The following is a 17,222-nucleotide window of genomic DNA, read 5'->3' as shown; positions in this document are numbered from 1 at the left end:
AATGACAATTTAACACAGCCATCTTTTTCGACTGATGAAAAAACAGGTTCTTTAGGTTTTGTAGGATCTATTTTACATGAATGCTTTCATTTACCGAGCGAAAAGGAGAATATTTTTGATAAAGGTATACTTCCATATTTAAATACAAATCTTGATGAAATTTATCATTTAAATGATTTAAGTGGTGTATATTTTGAACGCAATAATGAAAAAATATATTTAGTAGGTTATGCACATGAAAAATGTTTAGAAGTTGCAAAACTACTACCACATGTTGCCTTAATTATTGCAGACTCACATGCATTATTTTTTGCTGAATTAGTTGAATTGTATGGAGGACGACCTAAGATAGAATATCTATAGTTTTTGGAATAGAGTCACAAACAATTCGCAGGTTTCGGAACCCCCGCCAAACGACTCAAATGGCGAGCAACTAAACCTGTATTAAATTTTTCTTGTAATAAAGCATTATTAATCTCAGAACTTACAGTTTTCATCAAAAACTTAATCAACGGTCGAGTTGCGGGTGAATGTCCAAACTGCGCGTAAAATTGACGAACAGCTTGTAAAACTTCAAAATGCCAAGGTGTCAGTTGCAGGTCTAAACTGTTAGCCAGTTCTTGGGCAACATTTTCATCCCAAATCGTATAATCAACCAAGTGACCATCTTGGTCTAATTCAAAACTCATAAATAACCCGATACAACCGAAAAATAAAAAGATAAAAAAGTGCCAGTTAGTTAGCTATTTTAAACTCATACAACGCGTAAAGTCTAAAACCAAGTCTGCAAATTGATCATATGAAATCAATTTAATCTGACTTGGAAGCGATTCAGACAAAATTTCTGCGTCATTTTCCAAAACATAAAGATTCTGTTTGCTTTGTAGGCGGACATCATGGGCAAAAAGAACAGCATCACCAGTGAGTACAATATGATCATTGATACTATGAATCTGTTCTAACTGATCCAAAACCTGATCTGTATGAGCATAATCAGATTGAATTAAAAAAAGTGTCTGTGTTGTCATATTAGGCGACCTATTCAATACTAAAAAATCAGAAAATTAAACTTACCAATACAACACATGATCAAAAGATTGGATCAACTCAGCATTCAAATCCACAAATTCAATTTCCTGTTGTGATTGTGTAACGAAGCATGATTTTTTATTCACATTTTCTACTAAAATTGGAGTTAAATCATAGAATTCAAAACTATCAACCATATTTGAAGCCAACTTAAAAGCTTGCTGAAGACCATTAAAGTTCAGTTCAGATTTTAACAAGCTTAAACCAGCATCTTTAAGTAAAACTTTGATTTCACATCCAAAAGTGGCGAGTACCATCGTCGCAGATAGACTTTCATGAACATTTAAGCTATTCAAATTCGCTTGGGTTAAAACAACAAGTACAGTATTCACACAAATTACCTTTTAAATGCAACAGTCTAATGGAATTATCCACTTAGAATTGAATGAGACGCTCTGTAGACTGGACAGCATCCGCAAGTTCACCTAATCCTACAAGTTCAAAGCTTTCAGCTAGATTATGGGTTTGAATTTGATGACGTTTAGCATTCTCTTGATCTGTAATTCCCCGCGCAAGTGCAGCACTCACACAGACAGGAAGTCGGATTGCGAGTTTTTGCCATTCTACAGACAAATTACGTTGATCATCAGGAACCCACTGCAAGCTGTTCGCCACTTGCACTGCATCCTGATAGAAAAAAACACGAAAGGTTTGATTCTTTGCTTTTAAAGCTTGCGCCAAACCCAAAGCATGCCATGCATGAATTGACGTTGGTGCAGCCGTGATTAGTAATAGAGTACTCATTTAGTTTGATTCACGTAGAGGATCAGAGAATGGAGCGTTTCTAACATCCAGACTGGGTAATTTTCAAATTTGAGATTTTCAAACCCGATAACTTTCGAAATTGATCATCATAGGTAGTATAAATGATTTTAGTGACTGGTGGTTTAGGCTTTATAGGCTCGCATGTGGTTTTAAGTTTGCTGGCTCAGGGGCAAGAGGTTGTTATTGTAGATAATCTCGCCAATGCAAATCTACAGTCATTGGAACGACTTGAATTTATTTCACGAATGTACATTCCATTCGTAAAAATTGATATTCGCAATACACCTGCTTTAAATAAAGTATTTGAACAATATTCAATCGATGCGGTTGTTCATTGTGCAGGTTTTAAATCTGTTGAAGAGTCAAACTTAAAACCGCTTGAATATTATAACGATAATCTCAGTTGTATCATGAGTTTATTGCGAGCTATGCAACGAACAGGTGTACGCAAATTTATTCACATTTCCAGTTTAATGGTCTATGGTCAGTCCAGTTTGTATTTAAATGAACAAACGGAAATTAATTATTCATATCCAAATCCTTATATAAAATCACAACAAATGATTGAAGAAATCATTCGAGATACGTTTAAAACCGATCAAGAATGGAAAATGGCAATTCTGCGTGTTGCCAATGTGGGAGGTGCATTCGAACATGGCGTATTAGGCGAGTTTGTGGTGCCATTGCCTAAAAATGTGTTGCCTGTGTTATTACAAGTTGCTGCACAACAGCGTGACTTAATCGAGCTACAACGTTTTGCCAATACCAAAGATCAAACCGTGGAACGTAGTTTTGTACATGTATTAGATGTGTGTGAAGCTGTTAAATCGAGTCTGCATTGGTTAAATGAACAAGACAATATATTGGAAAGTTTTGATATTGCAGGAACTGTTGCATCAATCCAAGAATTGACGCAAAGTGTTGAAGCGGTCACCCAGTCTAAGATTCATCATATTGATGCGACTTACAAAATCAATGAATTAGAACAAATGGCATCAACCAGTGAGAAGGCATTTAAAGTTTTAAATTGGAAAGCGCAACGTTCAATTAACCAAATGATTGAGGATGAATGGCGTTTTTATCAAAATACGTTAAATAATCGATAAATATGCAACAGATGATATTTTATTGAAAATAATTATCATTTACATTTTCTACCGATTTGTTTAGCATGAATTGATCAAGGCAAAAGTACGAATGGCTGTTTGTACTCAAAATAATGTATCAAGCTAATCTGCACATTATTTTTTCAAGACAGTACAACGATTGTAACCAAGCTTTTCTTGAAACTAAAACATGGATAAATAAGAGGTTGAAAATGCAAACACGTATTGAACATGACACTATGGGCGATGTAGAAGTTCCGAGTGAGGCATTGTGGGGCGCGCAGACTCAACGTAGTGTACAGAATTTCAAGATCGGCACAGAACACATGCCACGTCCGATGATTCGTGCAATGGGTTTAGTGAAAAAAGCCGCTGCAATCACCAATGCTGAACTCAATCAGATTCCTCAAGATTTATCTCAATACATTGTAGATGCTGCCGATGAAGTGATTTCAGGAAAATGGGATTCGCAATTTCCTTTAGTGGTTTGGCAAACAGGTTCAGGTACGCAAAGTAATATGAACTGTAATGAGGTGATCGCCAATATTGCCAATCAAAAACTAGGTAATCCTTTAGGTTCACAAAATCCTGTTCATCCAAATGATCATGTCAATCGTGCGCAATCAACCAATGATTCATTTCCTACAGCAATTCATGTTGCTACAGCGATTCAGATCAATGAATTACTCATTCCGGCAGTAGAACGACTGCGTGACACTTTGCAGCGTAAGTCTGAAGAATTTAATGATATTGTCAAAATTGGGCGTACCCATTTACAAGATGCAACGCCATTAACGCTAGGGCAAGAATTTAGTGGTTATGTGGCACAACTTGACCATGGTTTAAAGCGCTTAAAGCAAGCACTGGTCTGGATCTATGAGTTGCCATTAGGTGGGACAGCTGTGGGAACTGGGTTAAATGCGCATCCTGATTATGCTGAAAAAGCGGCTGAACAATTGGCAAATTTGACAGGCTTACCATTCATTACCAATCCAAATAAATTTGAAGCGCTTGCTGGTCGTGACGCTGTGGTCTTTGCTTCAGGTGCCTTAAAAACTTTAGCCGCGAGTCTAAATAAAATCGCCAATGATGTGCGTTGGTTAGCGAGTGGCCCACGTTGCGGTTTGGGTGAATTGCTTATTCCAGAAAATGAACCTGGTTCAAGCATTATGCCAGGTAAAGTGAATCCAACCCAATGTGAAGCGATGACCATGGTGGTTGCACAAGTGATGGGCAATGATACGACCATTAATATTGCTGGGGCCTCTGGGAATTTTGAGCTAAATGTATTCATGCCTGTGATGGCTTATAACATTGTTCAATCGATTCAATTGCTTGGTGATGCATGTAATAGCTTTGATGAGCATTGTGCAGTAGGGATTGAACCAAATCGTGAGAAAATTGATTATTTCTTACATAACTCGTTGATGCTCGTAACGGCTTTAAATCCTGTGATTGGCTATGAAAATGCAGCGAAGGTCGCTAAAACAGCTTATAAACAAGGTAAAACTTTAAAAGAGGTGGCGGTCGAGTTGGGCTTTGTGACAGCTGAGCAATTTGATGAAGTGGTACAACCTGAAAAAATGGTTCATCCAAATGTGAAATAATCATTCAGTTGCATAATTGATTGTATTTTTACTCTTATGCATATCTGTCTTGTATCTAGTGGAAATCATATATGCGTAGATAGTGTTAGAGTAAAGTTGTATAAAAGAAGCTCACATGAGTGGGCTTTAATTTTATAGTAGGCAGAATGCGAAAATAATAATTATATTTTTTGATCGTGTTCTAAATTGTATGCTGATTTAAACTGCCAACAAAATGATTGACAATATTTTCAAATAAAACACTGTCTTTTTAAGGCGTCATGTGGATATATTTAAACGTGGCATATAACCATGCAGCAACATGAGCGGATTGCTTAGTTGATCACCTAAAATAGAGTTTAAGCAGATTTAAAGCAATGAAGTAGGGCGCTTGGACATCTTTTTTATTGGTCGTTAATAAATGTTACTTTATCATTACGTTTTCAAAGTAAACCTTCGTACAAAATTTTAAGCCAAATGATTCATTATATTAAAAGCAATCTCCCCATTATTATTCTATTTTTGATCGTTGTTGGTGGTTTCGCCTATCCATTTTATTCTGGAGAGTGGTTCGTTGCGAATCGGTTGTCTGATATTGACACGAAGTGTTATGGCGTGGATGTTCCAGAAAGGATTCCCTATAACAAGGCAATTTTGTTTTGTTCCTGTGTGCATGCTAATGGGCATGTCAGTAAAGAGGAAAATTATAAATATTGTGAAAGAAAATTTGTTGAATAGAACTTTGCTAAATAGCGCATTATTTAATGTGATTTTCTTAATGGTTTTTAAATTTGACTTACATTAGACCTCTTGCGTAAGTCAAAAAATGTACAAATTTTAGATTAAAAACATATCCAAAAGAATATTGGAAGTTCCTTCTCCCTTTGGGAGAAGGCTAGGATGAGGGGGCTTTTAAATAGAAAACCTCTCCCTAACCCTCTCTTGAAAGGAGAGGGAACATTCAATATTGATTTAGATCTCGCCGAAAATAACTTTCGCAAGAGGTCTATTGCCTCAAAGATAGATCTTAGCCCTAAGAATTATTTAAAAAGCACATACATCTGCGTTTTAAATGTAGAATGTATCGAAGACATTCCATTTGAAATGATCTCCAATCTTAAACGCATCAAATCTAACCATTAACAATCTTGGTGAGAACCTTTGCATTGAATTCACTGTCATAGTTGATAAAATGCATTTTTAATTTTGTTAATGTTTTAAACTCACTTTGTATTTGTTTTGCAAGGTGGTAATTAATCATTAAAATACAGCTAGTTATCAAAGGTTATATTAATGCTCTCTATATATTTAACGGATGTTCAGGAAAATGTTCAATTCAAAGATTATCCAGGTGAGCATCCTGTTAAATTTATTTTAAATTTCAAAAAAATATTTCCAAGTGTGATGGAGCTTCTATTGCCTGTACTTCCAGAAGATGAAGATTTGGATAAAATGACTTGGGAATCGACAACTGAAGATTTTGAAACCTTTAAGAAGTTTTTAACAGGTTGGGGTGTGATTGAACTACGCTTACAAGCCATTAGCCAATATAAAAATAAGAATTTTGCGGATCAATTGCTTAAACAAGCACAGGCAAAACGCAAGGAGTTTGCTAAAAAGCAACAGCAGTTATTGACAGTAGAGCTTGATTATTTATTGATGCATGAAACGCATGCTTTGATTGATGCCGAACTTGTTGAATTAGGTGAAAAATTTTATTTACCGACGTTGCGAGATCTTTGGAAAAATACAGTTTCAGCAAAAGTATTGAATGCAAATTTTTGATTATTACTTAGATTAAAATTAGGGGCTTTTGCCCCTTTTTATTTCTAAATGAAAATAGTCGTGGAGTATTTGTTGTTATATTTATAACTTATGAAAAGTAAAAAAATGTTGTCGATTGGAATCTAAAAATTACACAGTTTTAACGTAAATATCATAAAAGTCGTGACATTCCATGTTTAAATTATAAAAAGTTATATCAGTCACATATTTAAAAGTGGAGTTAAAATGTCAAAAGATTTTAATGATTTAATTAAAAATCGTCGTTCTATTTATGCCATTGGTAAAAATGTAAAGTTTAGCGCAGACGAAGTCGCTGAACTCATTCAAACCACAGTTGCCAATAGTCCTTCAGCTTTTAACTCACAAACTTCACGTGTGGTGATTTTGTTTAATCAAGAGCATCAAAAATATTGGGATATTGTTAAAGAAGTGCTTAAACCATTTGCACCGAATGAAGAAGCTGCTGCAGCGACTAATGCTAAAATTGATAGTTTTGCAGCAGGATTTGGAACAGCGTTGTTCTTTGAAGATCAAGATGTGGTGAAAACCTTGCAGGATCAATTCCCAGGTTATGCAGACAATTTTCCTATTTGGTCAGAGCAGTCTACAGGGATTGCACAATTTGCAGTGTGGACGGCATTAGCAGAGCAAGGCATTGGCGCGTCATTGCAACATTACAATCCGCTCGTTGATGAAAAAGTTGCTGCACAGTGGAATCTACCTGCAAACTGGAAACTTCGTGCACAATTGGTCTTTGGTTCAATCGAAGCATCAGCTGGTGAAAAAGAATATATGGATCGTGCGCAACGTTTCCGTGTGTTTAAATAATTTATTCAAAAGAATTAAATCATAATCTCAAAAAAGTTTATAAAAAAAGTAGATATTCGTATCTACTTTTTTTGTTTTAACACCTTAGGTTCTGATCATTTAATTTAAAAAGTATTGATTAGAATATCTATGTAATATTTTCTAATGTATCGGTTTTTCCCGAGGATATATCAAGGGTTTTTCAAAAAAATCGAATGATCTTTTAGATTTGATAAATAAATCTCATGCAATTTATGCGATTGGACGCTATGTACAACAAATGCTTGAGTATTTAACAGACTTCATTCAACAGATAATTGAGCAAAGTCCATCATCATTTAACTCGTAATCTTCTCGTGTGGTGATTTTATTTAGCTTAAGTAAGAAAATTCCTTAATGAATAAAAAAGAAAAGTATTGCTAAAAAAATGCTAAAGATGCTTTGAATTAAATTTTAAATAGACTATAGTAAAGATTGAAAAGTCGAGTAATACGCTTGGTTTTTATGCTATTGATTATTTAATCTTGTTAAATATTTCTATAGTAACCAAAGCAAAAACTTTTTATCTCTCTCCCAATATGAGCAATGCATGTGCTAAGACGTAGTGGTCTGTTGCTGGCTTTTGCAACAGTATTTTTACAGCTTGCGGTATTCTTACAACCGTTATTACCAGAGCAATATCAAATTGCTCCGGTCTGTGAAGACATTACTCAGTCTTTATTGCGTCCGTCTCATTCGTATAATTTACACTCAGAATCTCAAGACTTCTCTCATCATCATTTACAAGATTTTTCAAAACAGCCTGAAAGCAGTTTTATTCATCACTATTTACATGCGGATCAAGATGAACAACGCTCTACAACAGGGCACAATCATCATGATATGAACCATCAATGCCAATATTGTGTGGTCTATGGCAACTTAGTGATGCCACCTGAAGTTGGTGTACAAGAGATTCTGGTTCGTATTCAAGTCAAGTTAATGGCATTTGTTGAAGCCTTTCAACATGTCTATTTTCTATTACAGCGTTTATTCCTCATTCCTCAAGGGCGAGCCCCGCCTATGGTCTTTGCATAACACATTCCTTGGCCCAGCATATTTAAAGATTTAGTGCTTTAACGTGTTTGGTTAGATTACGAATTCGTTTGTAGAGACAGATTATGTTCAATCAAAATTTCCTTAAATTCGAAGGAAAAGACCTTTGCATGCTTTTTTTAGAATTGTTTAAAAAAACTGCAAAATTAAAGCAACAGACCTTATTAACCCTGCAGAGATATACTGAACAAATACAGAAAAATTTGTTCATGTCTGAAAACAAAATTCAACTTTTCTTGATGAAAAAGGTGATGCCATGAGTTTAGGTTTTACTGCTTTAGAGTTGGCACGCATTCAGTTTGCTTTCACTGTGTCTTTTCATATTATTTTCCCCGCAATTTCCATTGGTTTAGCGAGCTTTCTTGCAGTGTTGGAATGGCGTTGGCTAAAAACCAAAGACCCTGTATATCAAGACTTATTTAAGTTTTGGGTCAAAATTTTCGCCGTGGCTTTTGGTATGGGCGTGGTATCCGGCGTAGTGATGAGTTATCAGTTCGGTACCAATTGGAGTGAGTTTTCCCGTGTAGCCGGTTCTGTGACAGGTCCATTGCTGACTTATGAAGTACTCAGTGCCTTTTTCTTAGAGGCAGGCTTCCTCGGTATCATGCTGTTTGGTTGGGGGCGTGTAGGGCCTCGAGCGCATTTCTTTGCCACAGCGATGGTAGCAGTCGGAACCTGTATTTCGATGTTTTGGATTTTATCCTCCAACAGTTGGATGCAAACACCGCAAGGCTTTAGCATTGAAAATGGCATCATCGTGCCGCAAGATTGGTTTGCAATCGTATTCAACCCATCATTTCCATATCGTTTAGCCCACATGGCGGCAGCGGCATTCCTTGTTTCAGCACTTTTAGTTGCATCAACAGCAGGATGGCATTTGCTCAAGGGTCGCCGTGATGCTTTGGTGAAAAAGTCATTTTCCATGGCAATGTGGATGATTCTCATCCTTGCACCATTACAAGTGGTGATTGGTGATAATCACGGTTTGAATACTTTGAAACATCAACCTGCTAAATTGGCTGCCATTGAAGGGCATTGGGAAACCAATAAAGGCGAAGGTATGCCGTTATATTTATTCGGTATTCCTGATATGGAGGCAGAAGAAACGAAATATGCAATTGGTATTCCAAACTTGGGCAGTTTGATCATGACCCATAGTATGGATGGAGAGGTGAAAGGCTTAAAAGAATTTGCCAAAGAAGACCGTCCAAACTCATTGGTGGTGTTTTGGAGCTTCCGCATCATGGTCGGCTTAGGCGTATTGATGATTCTCTTGGCACTATTTGCATTGGTATTACGCAAAGGTGGCAAGCTGTATGAAAATAAATGGTTACATCGTTTTGCCTTTGTGATGGGACCATCAGGTTTCATTGCCTTACTTGCAGGATGGTTTACCACTGAAGTCGGTCGTCAGCCGTGGGTGGTTTATGGCGTAATGCGCACGAAAGATGCCTTGTCGCCTGTATCTGCTGAACAAGTTGGTTTGACTTTGATTATTTTCGTGGTGGTGTACTGCGTGGTATTCGGGATCGGGATTTATTACATGCTGAAACTGATGCATAAAGGTCCTGAGTTTATCCATGCAAGCCCTGAGGGCATAGTCCATAGCGAAGAAGCGGTGATTCTTGCTTCTAAACGCCCACTCAGTACAGTGGAAGAAAGCCTAGATATTGATGCGAATACTCAAAATAGCAATGAACAGGAGCGTAAATAATGATTGATTTATCTCTGATTTGGATTGTTATTATTGCCATTGGCGTATTTATCTACGTGGTGTTGGATGGTTTTGATTTGGGAATCGGGATTTTATTTCCATTCTTCAAAGATCAACATGAACGCGATGTAATGATGAATACTGTCGCACCTGTGTGGGATGGGAATGAAACGTGGATGGTACTTGGTGGCGCTGCTTTATATGCGGCATTCCCGATGGTCTATGCCACTGTATTATCCGCTTTATATTTACCGATTATTTTCATGGTCATCGCTTTAATCTTCCGTGGCGTGGCTTTTGAATTCCGCTTTAAAGCCAATCGTACTAAGCATTTGTGGGATAAAGCCTTTATTGGTGGTTCTATTCTTGCGAGTTTTTTCCAAGGCATGATCTTGGGTGCATATATCCAAGGCATTAAAGTTGAAAATCACATGTATGCGGGTGGGGGGCTAGATTGGCTGACTCCATTTACTGTATTTACAGGGGTTGGGGTGGTGGTACTTTATGCCGCTTTGGGATGCGGTTGGTTGATCTTTAAAACGGATCATGACTTGCAAGATCGTATGTACCAACTCATGCCGAAAATGATTATTGCTTTATTTGTGATCTTTGGCGCAGTGAGTATCTATACACCGATGGCGCATTCTGAAATTGCGGCACGTTGGTTCAGCCAACCGCAGTTGATGTATTTTAGCCCTGTACCAATTTTGGTGGTGATATTTACATGGCTCGTGCTACGTGCATGTAAGAATCGCGCTGAATTGAGCCCATTTATCTATACTTTGGCTTTGGTTTTCCTTGCTTATACAGGCTTTATGATCAGTCTATGGCCATATATCATTCCGCCATCAATTACGATTTGGGATGCAGCAGCACCACAAAGCAGTCAATTATTTGCTTTAATTGGTGCATTGATTTTGATTCCAATCATTTTGATTTATACAGGGCTGTCATATTGGGTATTCCGTGACAAAGTCCGTGTGGGTGACGAGGGTTATCATTAAGTTTTAAGCCAATCGGTTTGCTTAGGCGGTGTAAATAGCCTAAGCAATTTAGATACTTCATTGGCATATTGAACATAGAAATAGAGGTGACGACATTGAAATTATCTCAAACTCAATGGTTTATCATTTTATGGCTAGGTGGTTTTCTAACACTTGCTGTGATCGCAGGATTTTTTAGGATGCTAATTCAATTGGCATATTGATTAAACATTACAATGTTCAAAAAATGAGGAACTGGGTTCCTCATTTTTTGAATGACTCACGATGAAGTATAAACTTAATGAAAAGGGTAGATGAATATCTTTTTTATCTTTGATTGGCTTCTTGAACAATTTGACTTTCGGTAGCCTCTGCTGCAGCATTTGCCGCTTCACTACTTTCTTCAATTACTTCTGCTTGCTGTTCAATTTCATCAGAGGAATGTTCTATTTCTTGTTCCATATTTTCAAGCTGTTGTGCTAGATTAGAATCATCTTGCTCAGCCATTTCTATCGTATTCATCTGTTGATTTAGACTATTTTGCATAGATAGCATCCATACTGCGATTGATCCATAAGCAACGATGAAAATAGCGAGGAAAACAGCGTAGAGAGTGCCAAGCAGTTTTTCAGTTTGTTCTGTAGCACGTTGTGGTCCGTATTTATTGTCCCCATCTGTACCTTTGGCACACATGATATAGATTCCAAAAATAACATTGATCAAAGGAATTAAGAACAATAGCCATAACCAACCACTTTTGTCTAAATCATGGATACGACGGATTGAAATACAAATAGAAATAAAGGTGAAAGCAAGGATAACTGCGGAAAAGAGAAATATAACAAAATAGCCTAAGCTAGATTGAAATAATATTTCAAAGGTAAATGCACCAGACTTCAAAAAAGCAACACTAGCGATACCAGCGACGATGAAGAGGGTACATGTATAAAGCATTCCGACGATAAACATCCACGCAAGATAAGACAGTCGACTAAAACGCCCCTTGGGTGAAAATGGATTATCTTTATCTTGTGAATAAGATGATGGATTTGTTAAAGCTGCTGTAGTTTGTGTTTCTAGAGGGTTCATGATAGTTCCTGAACTTTGTTTTTATAAAGAATGTTAAAATTATCGTGCACATACTATGCAAAAAAGAGCCGATAAACAATCAAAAACAGCGTAGATTGTTGAACAATAAATAAAGTTTTAAAATAGCCTAAGCAAATATTTTTAAAATTTGGTTTCTCAAATAAGCATGTCTCGAATTTTCTTTTAAATCTCGATGCCAATAAATTCCCATATTTAGCATTGGCAATTCAATAGGATGTTCAAAAATATGAATATTCTCGGCAATGTTCAAATGAGACAATATTTGTCTAGGAATGGTGAGCATCACCTCAGGAGATTGCGCAAGGACTTGTAGTGCAGTTGAATAATGCTGACAGCGCATAAAAATCTCTCGAACATATTGTTTTTTATTCAAATACATATCCTCTAAGAGAACCCCAGTGCGCCGTGATGAAACACCAATATGTGGTGCTGAAAAATACAATTCGCTATTCATTTCACTTTGTTGGGTACAGATGACAAACTTGTCTTGCTCTAAGTTTTGATAGAGAATCTTCTCACCATAATTTTGTTCAAGATCAATAACAAAATCTATTTGTTGCGATGCTAAATCAGCAACAACATTTTTACGATCTAATTTACAACTTTGAAAATGAATCCCTAAATTAAGCTTTTGAAAATGTTGGATTAGCTTAGGAAATATAATCGGTTCAATTTCATCATGTACGGCAATTTTTAAAGTCTGTACCATGCTTGGGTCAAACATCTGTTTTTGCTTAGAAATACTTTGAAAAGCCAAGAGTGCATTTTGCACAGGTTGATAAATTTGCTCTGCAAACGGTGTAGGCAACATTTTACTGCCAGCACGTACAAACAAATCATCTTTTAAATGTTGTCTAAGTCGTTGCAAAGCATGACTGGCTGCTGATTGGGTAATGCACAAAATTTGAGCCGCTTTAGAAATGCTTTTTTGCTCATAAATCGTAATAAAAAGTGGATATAAATTAATGTCAATATGGTGAAAAATTGCCATATCGAGATGAGATTTATTATGAATACTATTCATAGTGATATATTGAATTAAATCATTTTGTTCATATTAGTTTTTCAGCTAATGTAAGTAAAGCATCAATATTTATGAAAACAGATTATTTTTTTAATTTATTTTTTCAATCATTTGACAGGAAGAGCAGGATGTTTGAACTTTCAGCACGCGCACAGGATTTTGTAGAACGCACAAAAGCTTTTATTAAAAATGAAATTGAGCCCGTAGAAACAGAATTTTGGAATGAAGTACATCATTTGAATCAAGGTGGTGATTGGACCAAATGGCAATGGCCTGCACAACTTGAAGTATTAAAAAATAAAGCGAAAGACGCTGGGCTTTGGAACATGTTCCTGCCAGATCCAGTATTGGGGGCTGGCTTATCTGTACAGGAATATGCCCATATCGCAGAACTTTCAGGACGCAGTTTGATTGCACCAACCGTATTTAACTGCAATGCACCTGACAGTGGCAATATGGAAGTTTTGTGGCGCTATGGTTCAGAAGCCCAAAAAGAACAATGGTTGAAACCCTTATTAGCAGGAAAAATTCGCTCAGTATTTTGTATGACTGAACCTGCGGTTGCCTCATCCGATGCCACCAATATGCAAGCCACCGCTGTGGTCGATGGTGATGAAATTGTTCTCAATGGTCGTAAATGGTGGTCTTCAGGTTTAGGCGATCCAAATGCAAAAATCATTATTTTTATGGCGCATACCCCAGATGAAACCAAAGACCGTCATCATCAGCATTCGATGGTTCTAGTTCCTGTAGATGCTGTTGGCGTGACGATTGAACGGATGCTGCCTGTGTTTGGTGATTATGATGCACCACATGGTCACGGTGAAATTAGCTTTGATAATGTACGTGTCCCTGTAGCGAATTTTATTGGCGGTGCAGGGCAAGGTTTTGAAATAGCACAAGGTCGTTTAGGGCCTGGGCGTATTCACCATTGTATGCGTTGCATTGGTGCTGCTGAAAAATCACTAGAGTTAATGATCGATCGTGGCATGAGCCGAACTGCGTTTGGTAAAGAAATTTTAAAACTCGGTGGAAACTTAGAACGTGTTGCTGAAGCACGCGTTGCAATCGATCAAGCACGTTTATTGACCTTATACGCGGCGTATAAAATGGATACGCAAGGAAATATGGCAGCACTGACAGAAATTTCAGCGATTAAAGTGGTTGCACCATCTGTACTTGAAAAAGTGGTTGATATGGCAATTCAACTGCATGGTGGTATGGGCGTTTCACGCGATACACCATTGACAGGTTTCTTTGCACAAGCACGTTCGCTACGTTTAGCCGATGGGCCTGATGAAGTTCATAAAGGCATGATTGCAAAACTTGAACTTAAAAAACGTGGTTATGGGTCACGTAAAAAATAAGCTTATTAAAGTTTGTGAATTTTAGTGAATAAAGTCCTTATTTGATTCAAGATGTTATATAAATAGAGTGATCTTTTTAAAAGTATATATTTTGCAACTAAGGGCTTTAAAAAGATGACATTTCAGACATATCTCATGCACGTTTGAAATGTCAGAGAATTAATTCAGGGAAAAAACATGTCGGTGATTGATGTTGGTGGAAATGTACGTGAAGGTGAGGAACTGGATATTCGTGCAGTAGGGAATTGGCTCATTGAAAATGGTTCAGAAATTTCGGGGAATGTCGAAGTCACTCAATATTCTGGTGGTGCTTCAAATTGGACTTATCGCTTAAAGTATGACAATGCAGATTTAATTTTACGTCGCCCACCGAAAGGCACCAAAGCCAAATCCGCACATGACATGGCGCGTGAATTTAATGTACAAAATTGGCTTGCACCATATTATCCTGTACTTCCTGAAATGGTTGCATTATGCCAAGACGAATCTGTTATTGGCTGCGATTTCTATGTGATGAAGCGCATTGAAGGCATTATTCCTCGTGCCAAGCTACCTGCTGAATTGAATTTTAATGAAGAACAAGTCCGTGAATTGTGTATCAATGTTTTAGATAAACTAATTGAATTACATCAAGTTCCGTATCAAGGGACTAAGTTAGAACAACTCGGAAAAGGGGATGGTTATTGCCGTCGCCAAGTTGAAGGCTGGGATAGTCGTTACGAGAAAGCCCATACTATCAATGTGCCAAGTTTTAAATATGTTCGTAAATGGTTGAGTGAAAATATTCCTGCTGATTCGACCAGTTGCGTAATTCATAATGACTGGCGTTTTGATAATGTGATTCTTGATCCAAACAATCCAACTCAAGTGATTGGCGTATTGGATTGGGAAATGGCAACGATCGGTGATCCATTGATGGATTTAGGTTCTGCTTTGGCGTATTGGGTTGAAGATACAGATAATCAAATTTTCAAGGCAACACGTCGTCAACCGACCAACTTAAAAGGGATGTTTACGCGTAAAGAAGTGGTTGATTATTATCTAGAAAAAATGGGCTTAAAACCTGAGAACTGGACATTCTACGAAGTATTTGGAATTTTCCGTTTGGCAGTGATCGCACAACAAATTTACTATCGTTATTATCATAAACAAACCGATAATCCTGCATTTAAGGATTTTTGGATTGTGATACATGCCTTACATATTCGTGCTTTGAAATTGATTGGTATGCAAAAAATTGAAGCCAATGAAGTTGCATATAAATATATTGAAAAATTTAAGGAAATATTAGGAAAATGACCACGATCTATCTGGTTCGTCATGGGCAGGCATCTTTTGGTGCAGAAAGTTATGACAAACTTTCTCCCAATGGCGAATTGCAAGCCAAAATACTCGGTCAATATTTCGATAAGATTTTGAAAGAAGAACCTTATGTCATTGCTGGTTCAATGCAACGACATCAGCAAACGGCCAATTTTGCTTTAGCGGAATGTTTTCCTGAAGCGAAAATCGTGACCGATAGTGCATGGAATGAGTTTAATCATCAGCAAGTTTTTGCACAGTATGATCCACGTTTTAATGAACCGCACTTGCTTAAACAGGAAGTGGCTAAAGAAAGCAGTCCACGTGCATATCTCGCTAAAATTTTTGAAGGGGCGATTGAACGCTGGACAGGTGGAGAATTTCATCATGAATATGATGAAGCTTGGCCAGATTTTAAAAATCGTGTTGAAACGGCGTTACAAAATCTCTGTGATGAATTGGCAAAAAATAAGCCACGTTATGCCGTTGTATTTACTTCTGGAGGTGTCATTTCTGTGGTTGCAGGTAAGCTTTTAGAACTGAGTCCAAATAAAACTTTTGCTTTAAATTGGGCGATCGCAAATACCAGTTTAACGACATTGCGTTTGGTGGGAAATGAACCGCAATTGCTCAGTTTAAATGAACATCATTTTATCAAAGCTGAAGATCCACAATTATTGACTTGGATTTAAGTTAAAGAGAGAAAAACAAGCGAGAAATTCAAAGGATTAAAGGTATTGTCATGGCAAAAACGATTTTAATTACAGGTGCAAGTTCAGGGATTGGTGCAGGAATGGCGCGTGAATTTGCACAAAAAGGCTATAACTTGGCGATTTGCGCACGTCGTTTAGAGCGTCTTGAAACATTAAAACAAGAACTTGAATCAAAATACGGCGTAATAGTTATTGCAAAAACTTTGGACGTGACCAATTACGAACAAGTATTTCAAGTCTTTCGTGAATTTAAACAAGATTTTGGCTCGATTGATCGAATTATTGTCAATGCAGGCGTAGGTGATGGACGTCGTATTGGGAATGGTAAATTTGAAATTAACCGTGCAACTGTAGAAACCAATTTTATTTCTGCTTTGGCACAATGCGAAGCGGCTGTCGAAATATTCCGTGAACAAAAGTTTGGTCATCTCGTGGTGATTTCATCCATGAGTGCCATTCGTGGTATGCCAAAACACTTAACGGCGTATGGTGCAAGTAAAGCAGGTGTTGCAGCATTGGCTGAAGGCATCCGTGCAGAATTGATTGATACTAAAATTAAAGTTTCAACAATTTATCCTGGTTATATTCGTACTGAAATCAATGAAGGTGCTAAAAAATTACCTTTCGAAGTTGATGTTGAAACAGGTTCACATTTATTGGTTAAAGCTATTGAAAAACAACCTGTTAAAGCTTATGTTCCACAATGGCCTTGGTTGCCATTAGGTCTTGCAATGAAAGTATTGCCATTGAAAATTGTCAATAAATTGGGCTAAGTA

General features: G+C 37.2%; 19 protein-coding genes. 13 read left to right on the top strand and 6 right to left on the bottom strand.

The features are described from left to right. On the top strand, positions 1–363 hold a 363-nt coding region (locus tag EXE09_RS18840), incomplete at its 5' end, for a hypothetical protein (protein WP_165382081.1). A gap of 14 nt (positions 364–377) precedes the next feature. Here the strand turns inward: EXE09_RS18840 and EXE09_RS16725 are convergent. Genes EXE09_RS16725 through tusD form a run of 4 tightly spaced genes read right to left on the bottom strand, consistent with a single transcriptional unit; the run spans position 378 to position 1,833 of the window. After that, positions 378–689, bottom strand: a complete 312-nt coding sequence (locus EXE09_RS16725) for a TusE/DsrC/DsvC family sulfur relay protein (RefSeq protein WP_130118009.1) — start codon at positions 687–689, stop codon at positions 378–380. 54 nt (positions 690–743) lie between these two features. Next, on the bottom strand, positions 744–1,028 hold the full coding sequence (locus EXE09_RS16720; RefSeq protein WP_130118008.1) for a DsrH/TusB family sulfur metabolism protein: 285 nt from the start codon (positions 1,026–1,028) through the stop codon (positions 744–746). A 42-nt stretch (positions 1,029–1,070) separates the two neighbouring features. Then, a complete protein-coding gene (locus EXE09_RS16715) occupies positions 1,071–1,421 on the bottom strand; it encodes a hypothetical protein (RefSeq protein ID WP_068975994.1) in 351 nt (116 codons plus the stop codon). 43 nt (positions 1,422–1,464) lie between these two features. Continuing rightward, positions 1,465–1,833: a sulfurtransferase complex subunit TusD gene (tusD, locus tag EXE09_RS16710; RefSeq protein ID WP_130118007.1), complete on the bottom strand. Its 369-nt coding sequence runs from the start codon at positions 1,831–1,833 to the stop codon at positions 1,465–1,467. A gap of 122 nt (positions 1,834–1,955) precedes the next feature. Between tusD and EXE09_RS16705 the strand changes: the two genes are divergently transcribed. From EXE09_RS16705 to EXE09_RS18950, 8 genes are all read left to right on the top strand, one after another. Further along, a complete protein-coding gene (locus EXE09_RS16705) occupies positions 1,956–2,960 on the top strand; it encodes an SDR family NAD(P)-dependent oxidoreductase (RefSeq protein WP_130118006.1) in 1,005 nt (334 codons plus the stop codon). Between the two features lie 212 nt (positions 2,961–3,172). After that, complete coding sequence (gene fumC / locus EXE09_RS16700; protein ID WP_130118005.1) at positions 3,173–4,567, top strand: class II fumarate hydratase; 1,395 nt, start codon at positions 3,173–3,175, stop codon at positions 4,565–4,567. Positions 4,568–5,839: 1,272 nt separating this feature from the next. After that, positions 5,840–6,331 carry a hypothetical protein gene (locus EXE09_RS16690; protein ID WP_130113882.1) on the top strand — a complete coding sequence of 164 codons (492 nt, stop codon included), beginning with the start codon at positions 5,840–5,842 and terminating at the stop codon, positions 6,329–6,331. A 225-nt stretch (positions 6,332–6,556) separates the two neighbouring features. After that, positions 6,557–7,159, top strand: a complete 603-nt coding sequence (locus EXE09_RS16685; RefSeq protein WP_130113883.1) for a nitroreductase family protein — start codon at positions 6,557–6,559, stop codon at positions 7,157–7,159. A 570-nt stretch (positions 7,160–7,729) separates the two neighbouring features. Continuing rightward, positions 7,730–8,215, top strand: a complete 486-nt coding sequence (locus EXE09_RS16680) for a DUF2946 family protein (RefSeq protein ID WP_130118004.1) — start codon at positions 7,730–7,732, stop codon at positions 8,213–8,215. A gap of 274 nt (positions 8,216–8,489) precedes the next feature. After that, complete coding sequence (locus EXE09_RS16670; RefSeq protein ID WP_130118002.1) at positions 8,490–9,947, top strand: cytochrome ubiquinol oxidase subunit I; 1,458 nt, start codon at positions 8,490–8,492, stop codon at positions 9,945–9,947. Continuing rightward, on the top strand, positions 9,947–10,951 hold the full coding sequence (gene cydB / locus EXE09_RS16665; protein WP_130118001.1) for a cytochrome d ubiquinol oxidase subunit II: 1,005 nt from the start codon (positions 9,947–9,949) through the stop codon (positions 10,949–10,951). Before EXE09_RS16670 ends, cydB begins: the two co-directional genes overlap by 1 nt. 95 nt (positions 10,952–11,046) lie before the next feature. Further along, positions 11,047–11,154, top strand: a complete 108-nt coding sequence (locus EXE09_RS18950) for a DUF2474 family protein (RefSeq protein WP_111858522.1) — start codon at positions 11,047–11,049, stop codon at positions 11,152–11,154. Positions 11,155–11,257: 103 nt separating this feature from the next. Here the strand turns inward: EXE09_RS18950 and EXE09_RS16655 are convergent, their stop codons facing one another. Continuing rightward, the gene (locus tag EXE09_RS16655) at positions 11,258–12,019 is read right to left on the bottom strand and encodes a DUF805 domain-containing protein (RefSeq protein ID WP_130118000.1); all 762 of its coding nucleotides are present in this window, start codon (positions 12,017–12,019) and stop codon (positions 11,258–11,260) included. A 127-nt stretch (positions 12,020–12,146) separates the two neighbouring features. Next, positions 12,147–13,064, bottom strand: coding sequence for a LysR family transcriptional regulator (locus EXE09_RS16650; RefSeq protein ID WP_130117999.1), 918 nt, complete (start codon positions 13,062–13,064; stop codon positions 12,147–12,149). Between the two features lie 128 nt (positions 13,065–13,192). Between EXE09_RS16650 and EXE09_RS16645 the strand changes: the two genes are divergently transcribed. The 4 genes from EXE09_RS16645 to EXE09_RS16630 all read left to right on the top strand — a co-directional run bounded on the left by EXE09_RS16645 (position 13,193) and on the right by EXE09_RS16630 (position 17,219). Next, the gene (locus EXE09_RS16645; protein WP_130117998.1) at positions 13,193–14,431 is read left to right on the top strand and encodes an acyl-CoA dehydrogenase family protein; all 1,239 of its coding nucleotides are present in this window, start codon (positions 13,193–13,195) and stop codon (positions 14,429–14,431) included. A gap of 177 nt (positions 14,432–14,608) precedes the next feature. Further along, positions 14,609–15,730, top strand: a complete 1,122-nt coding sequence (locus tag EXE09_RS16640; protein ID WP_130117997.1) for a phosphotransferase family protein — start codon at positions 14,609–14,611, stop codon at positions 15,728–15,730. Next, positions 15,727–16,425: a histidine phosphatase family protein gene (locus EXE09_RS16635; protein WP_130117996.1), complete on the top strand. Its 699-nt coding sequence runs from the start codon at positions 15,727–15,729 to the stop codon at positions 16,423–16,425. The genes EXE09_RS16640 and EXE09_RS16635 overlap by 4 nt, the downstream gene beginning before the upstream one ends. Before the next feature lie 50 nt (positions 16,426–16,475). Further along, positions 16,476–17,219, top strand: a complete 744-nt coding sequence (locus EXE09_RS16630) for an SDR family oxidoreductase (protein WP_130117995.1) — start codon at positions 16,476–16,478, stop codon at positions 17,217–17,219. The last annotated feature ends 3 nt before the right edge of the window (positions 17,220–17,222 follow it).

The sequence above is a fragment of the Acinetobacter sp. WCHAc060025 genome (genome assembly GCF_004209355.1).
Taxonomy (GTDB): Bacteria; Pseudomonadota; Gammaproteobacteria; order Pseudomonadales; family Moraxellaceae; genus Acinetobacter; species Acinetobacter wuhouensis.
The sequence above is the reverse complement of the archived record's forward strand: the minus strand, read 5'-3'. Positions and strand labels throughout refer to the sequence as shown.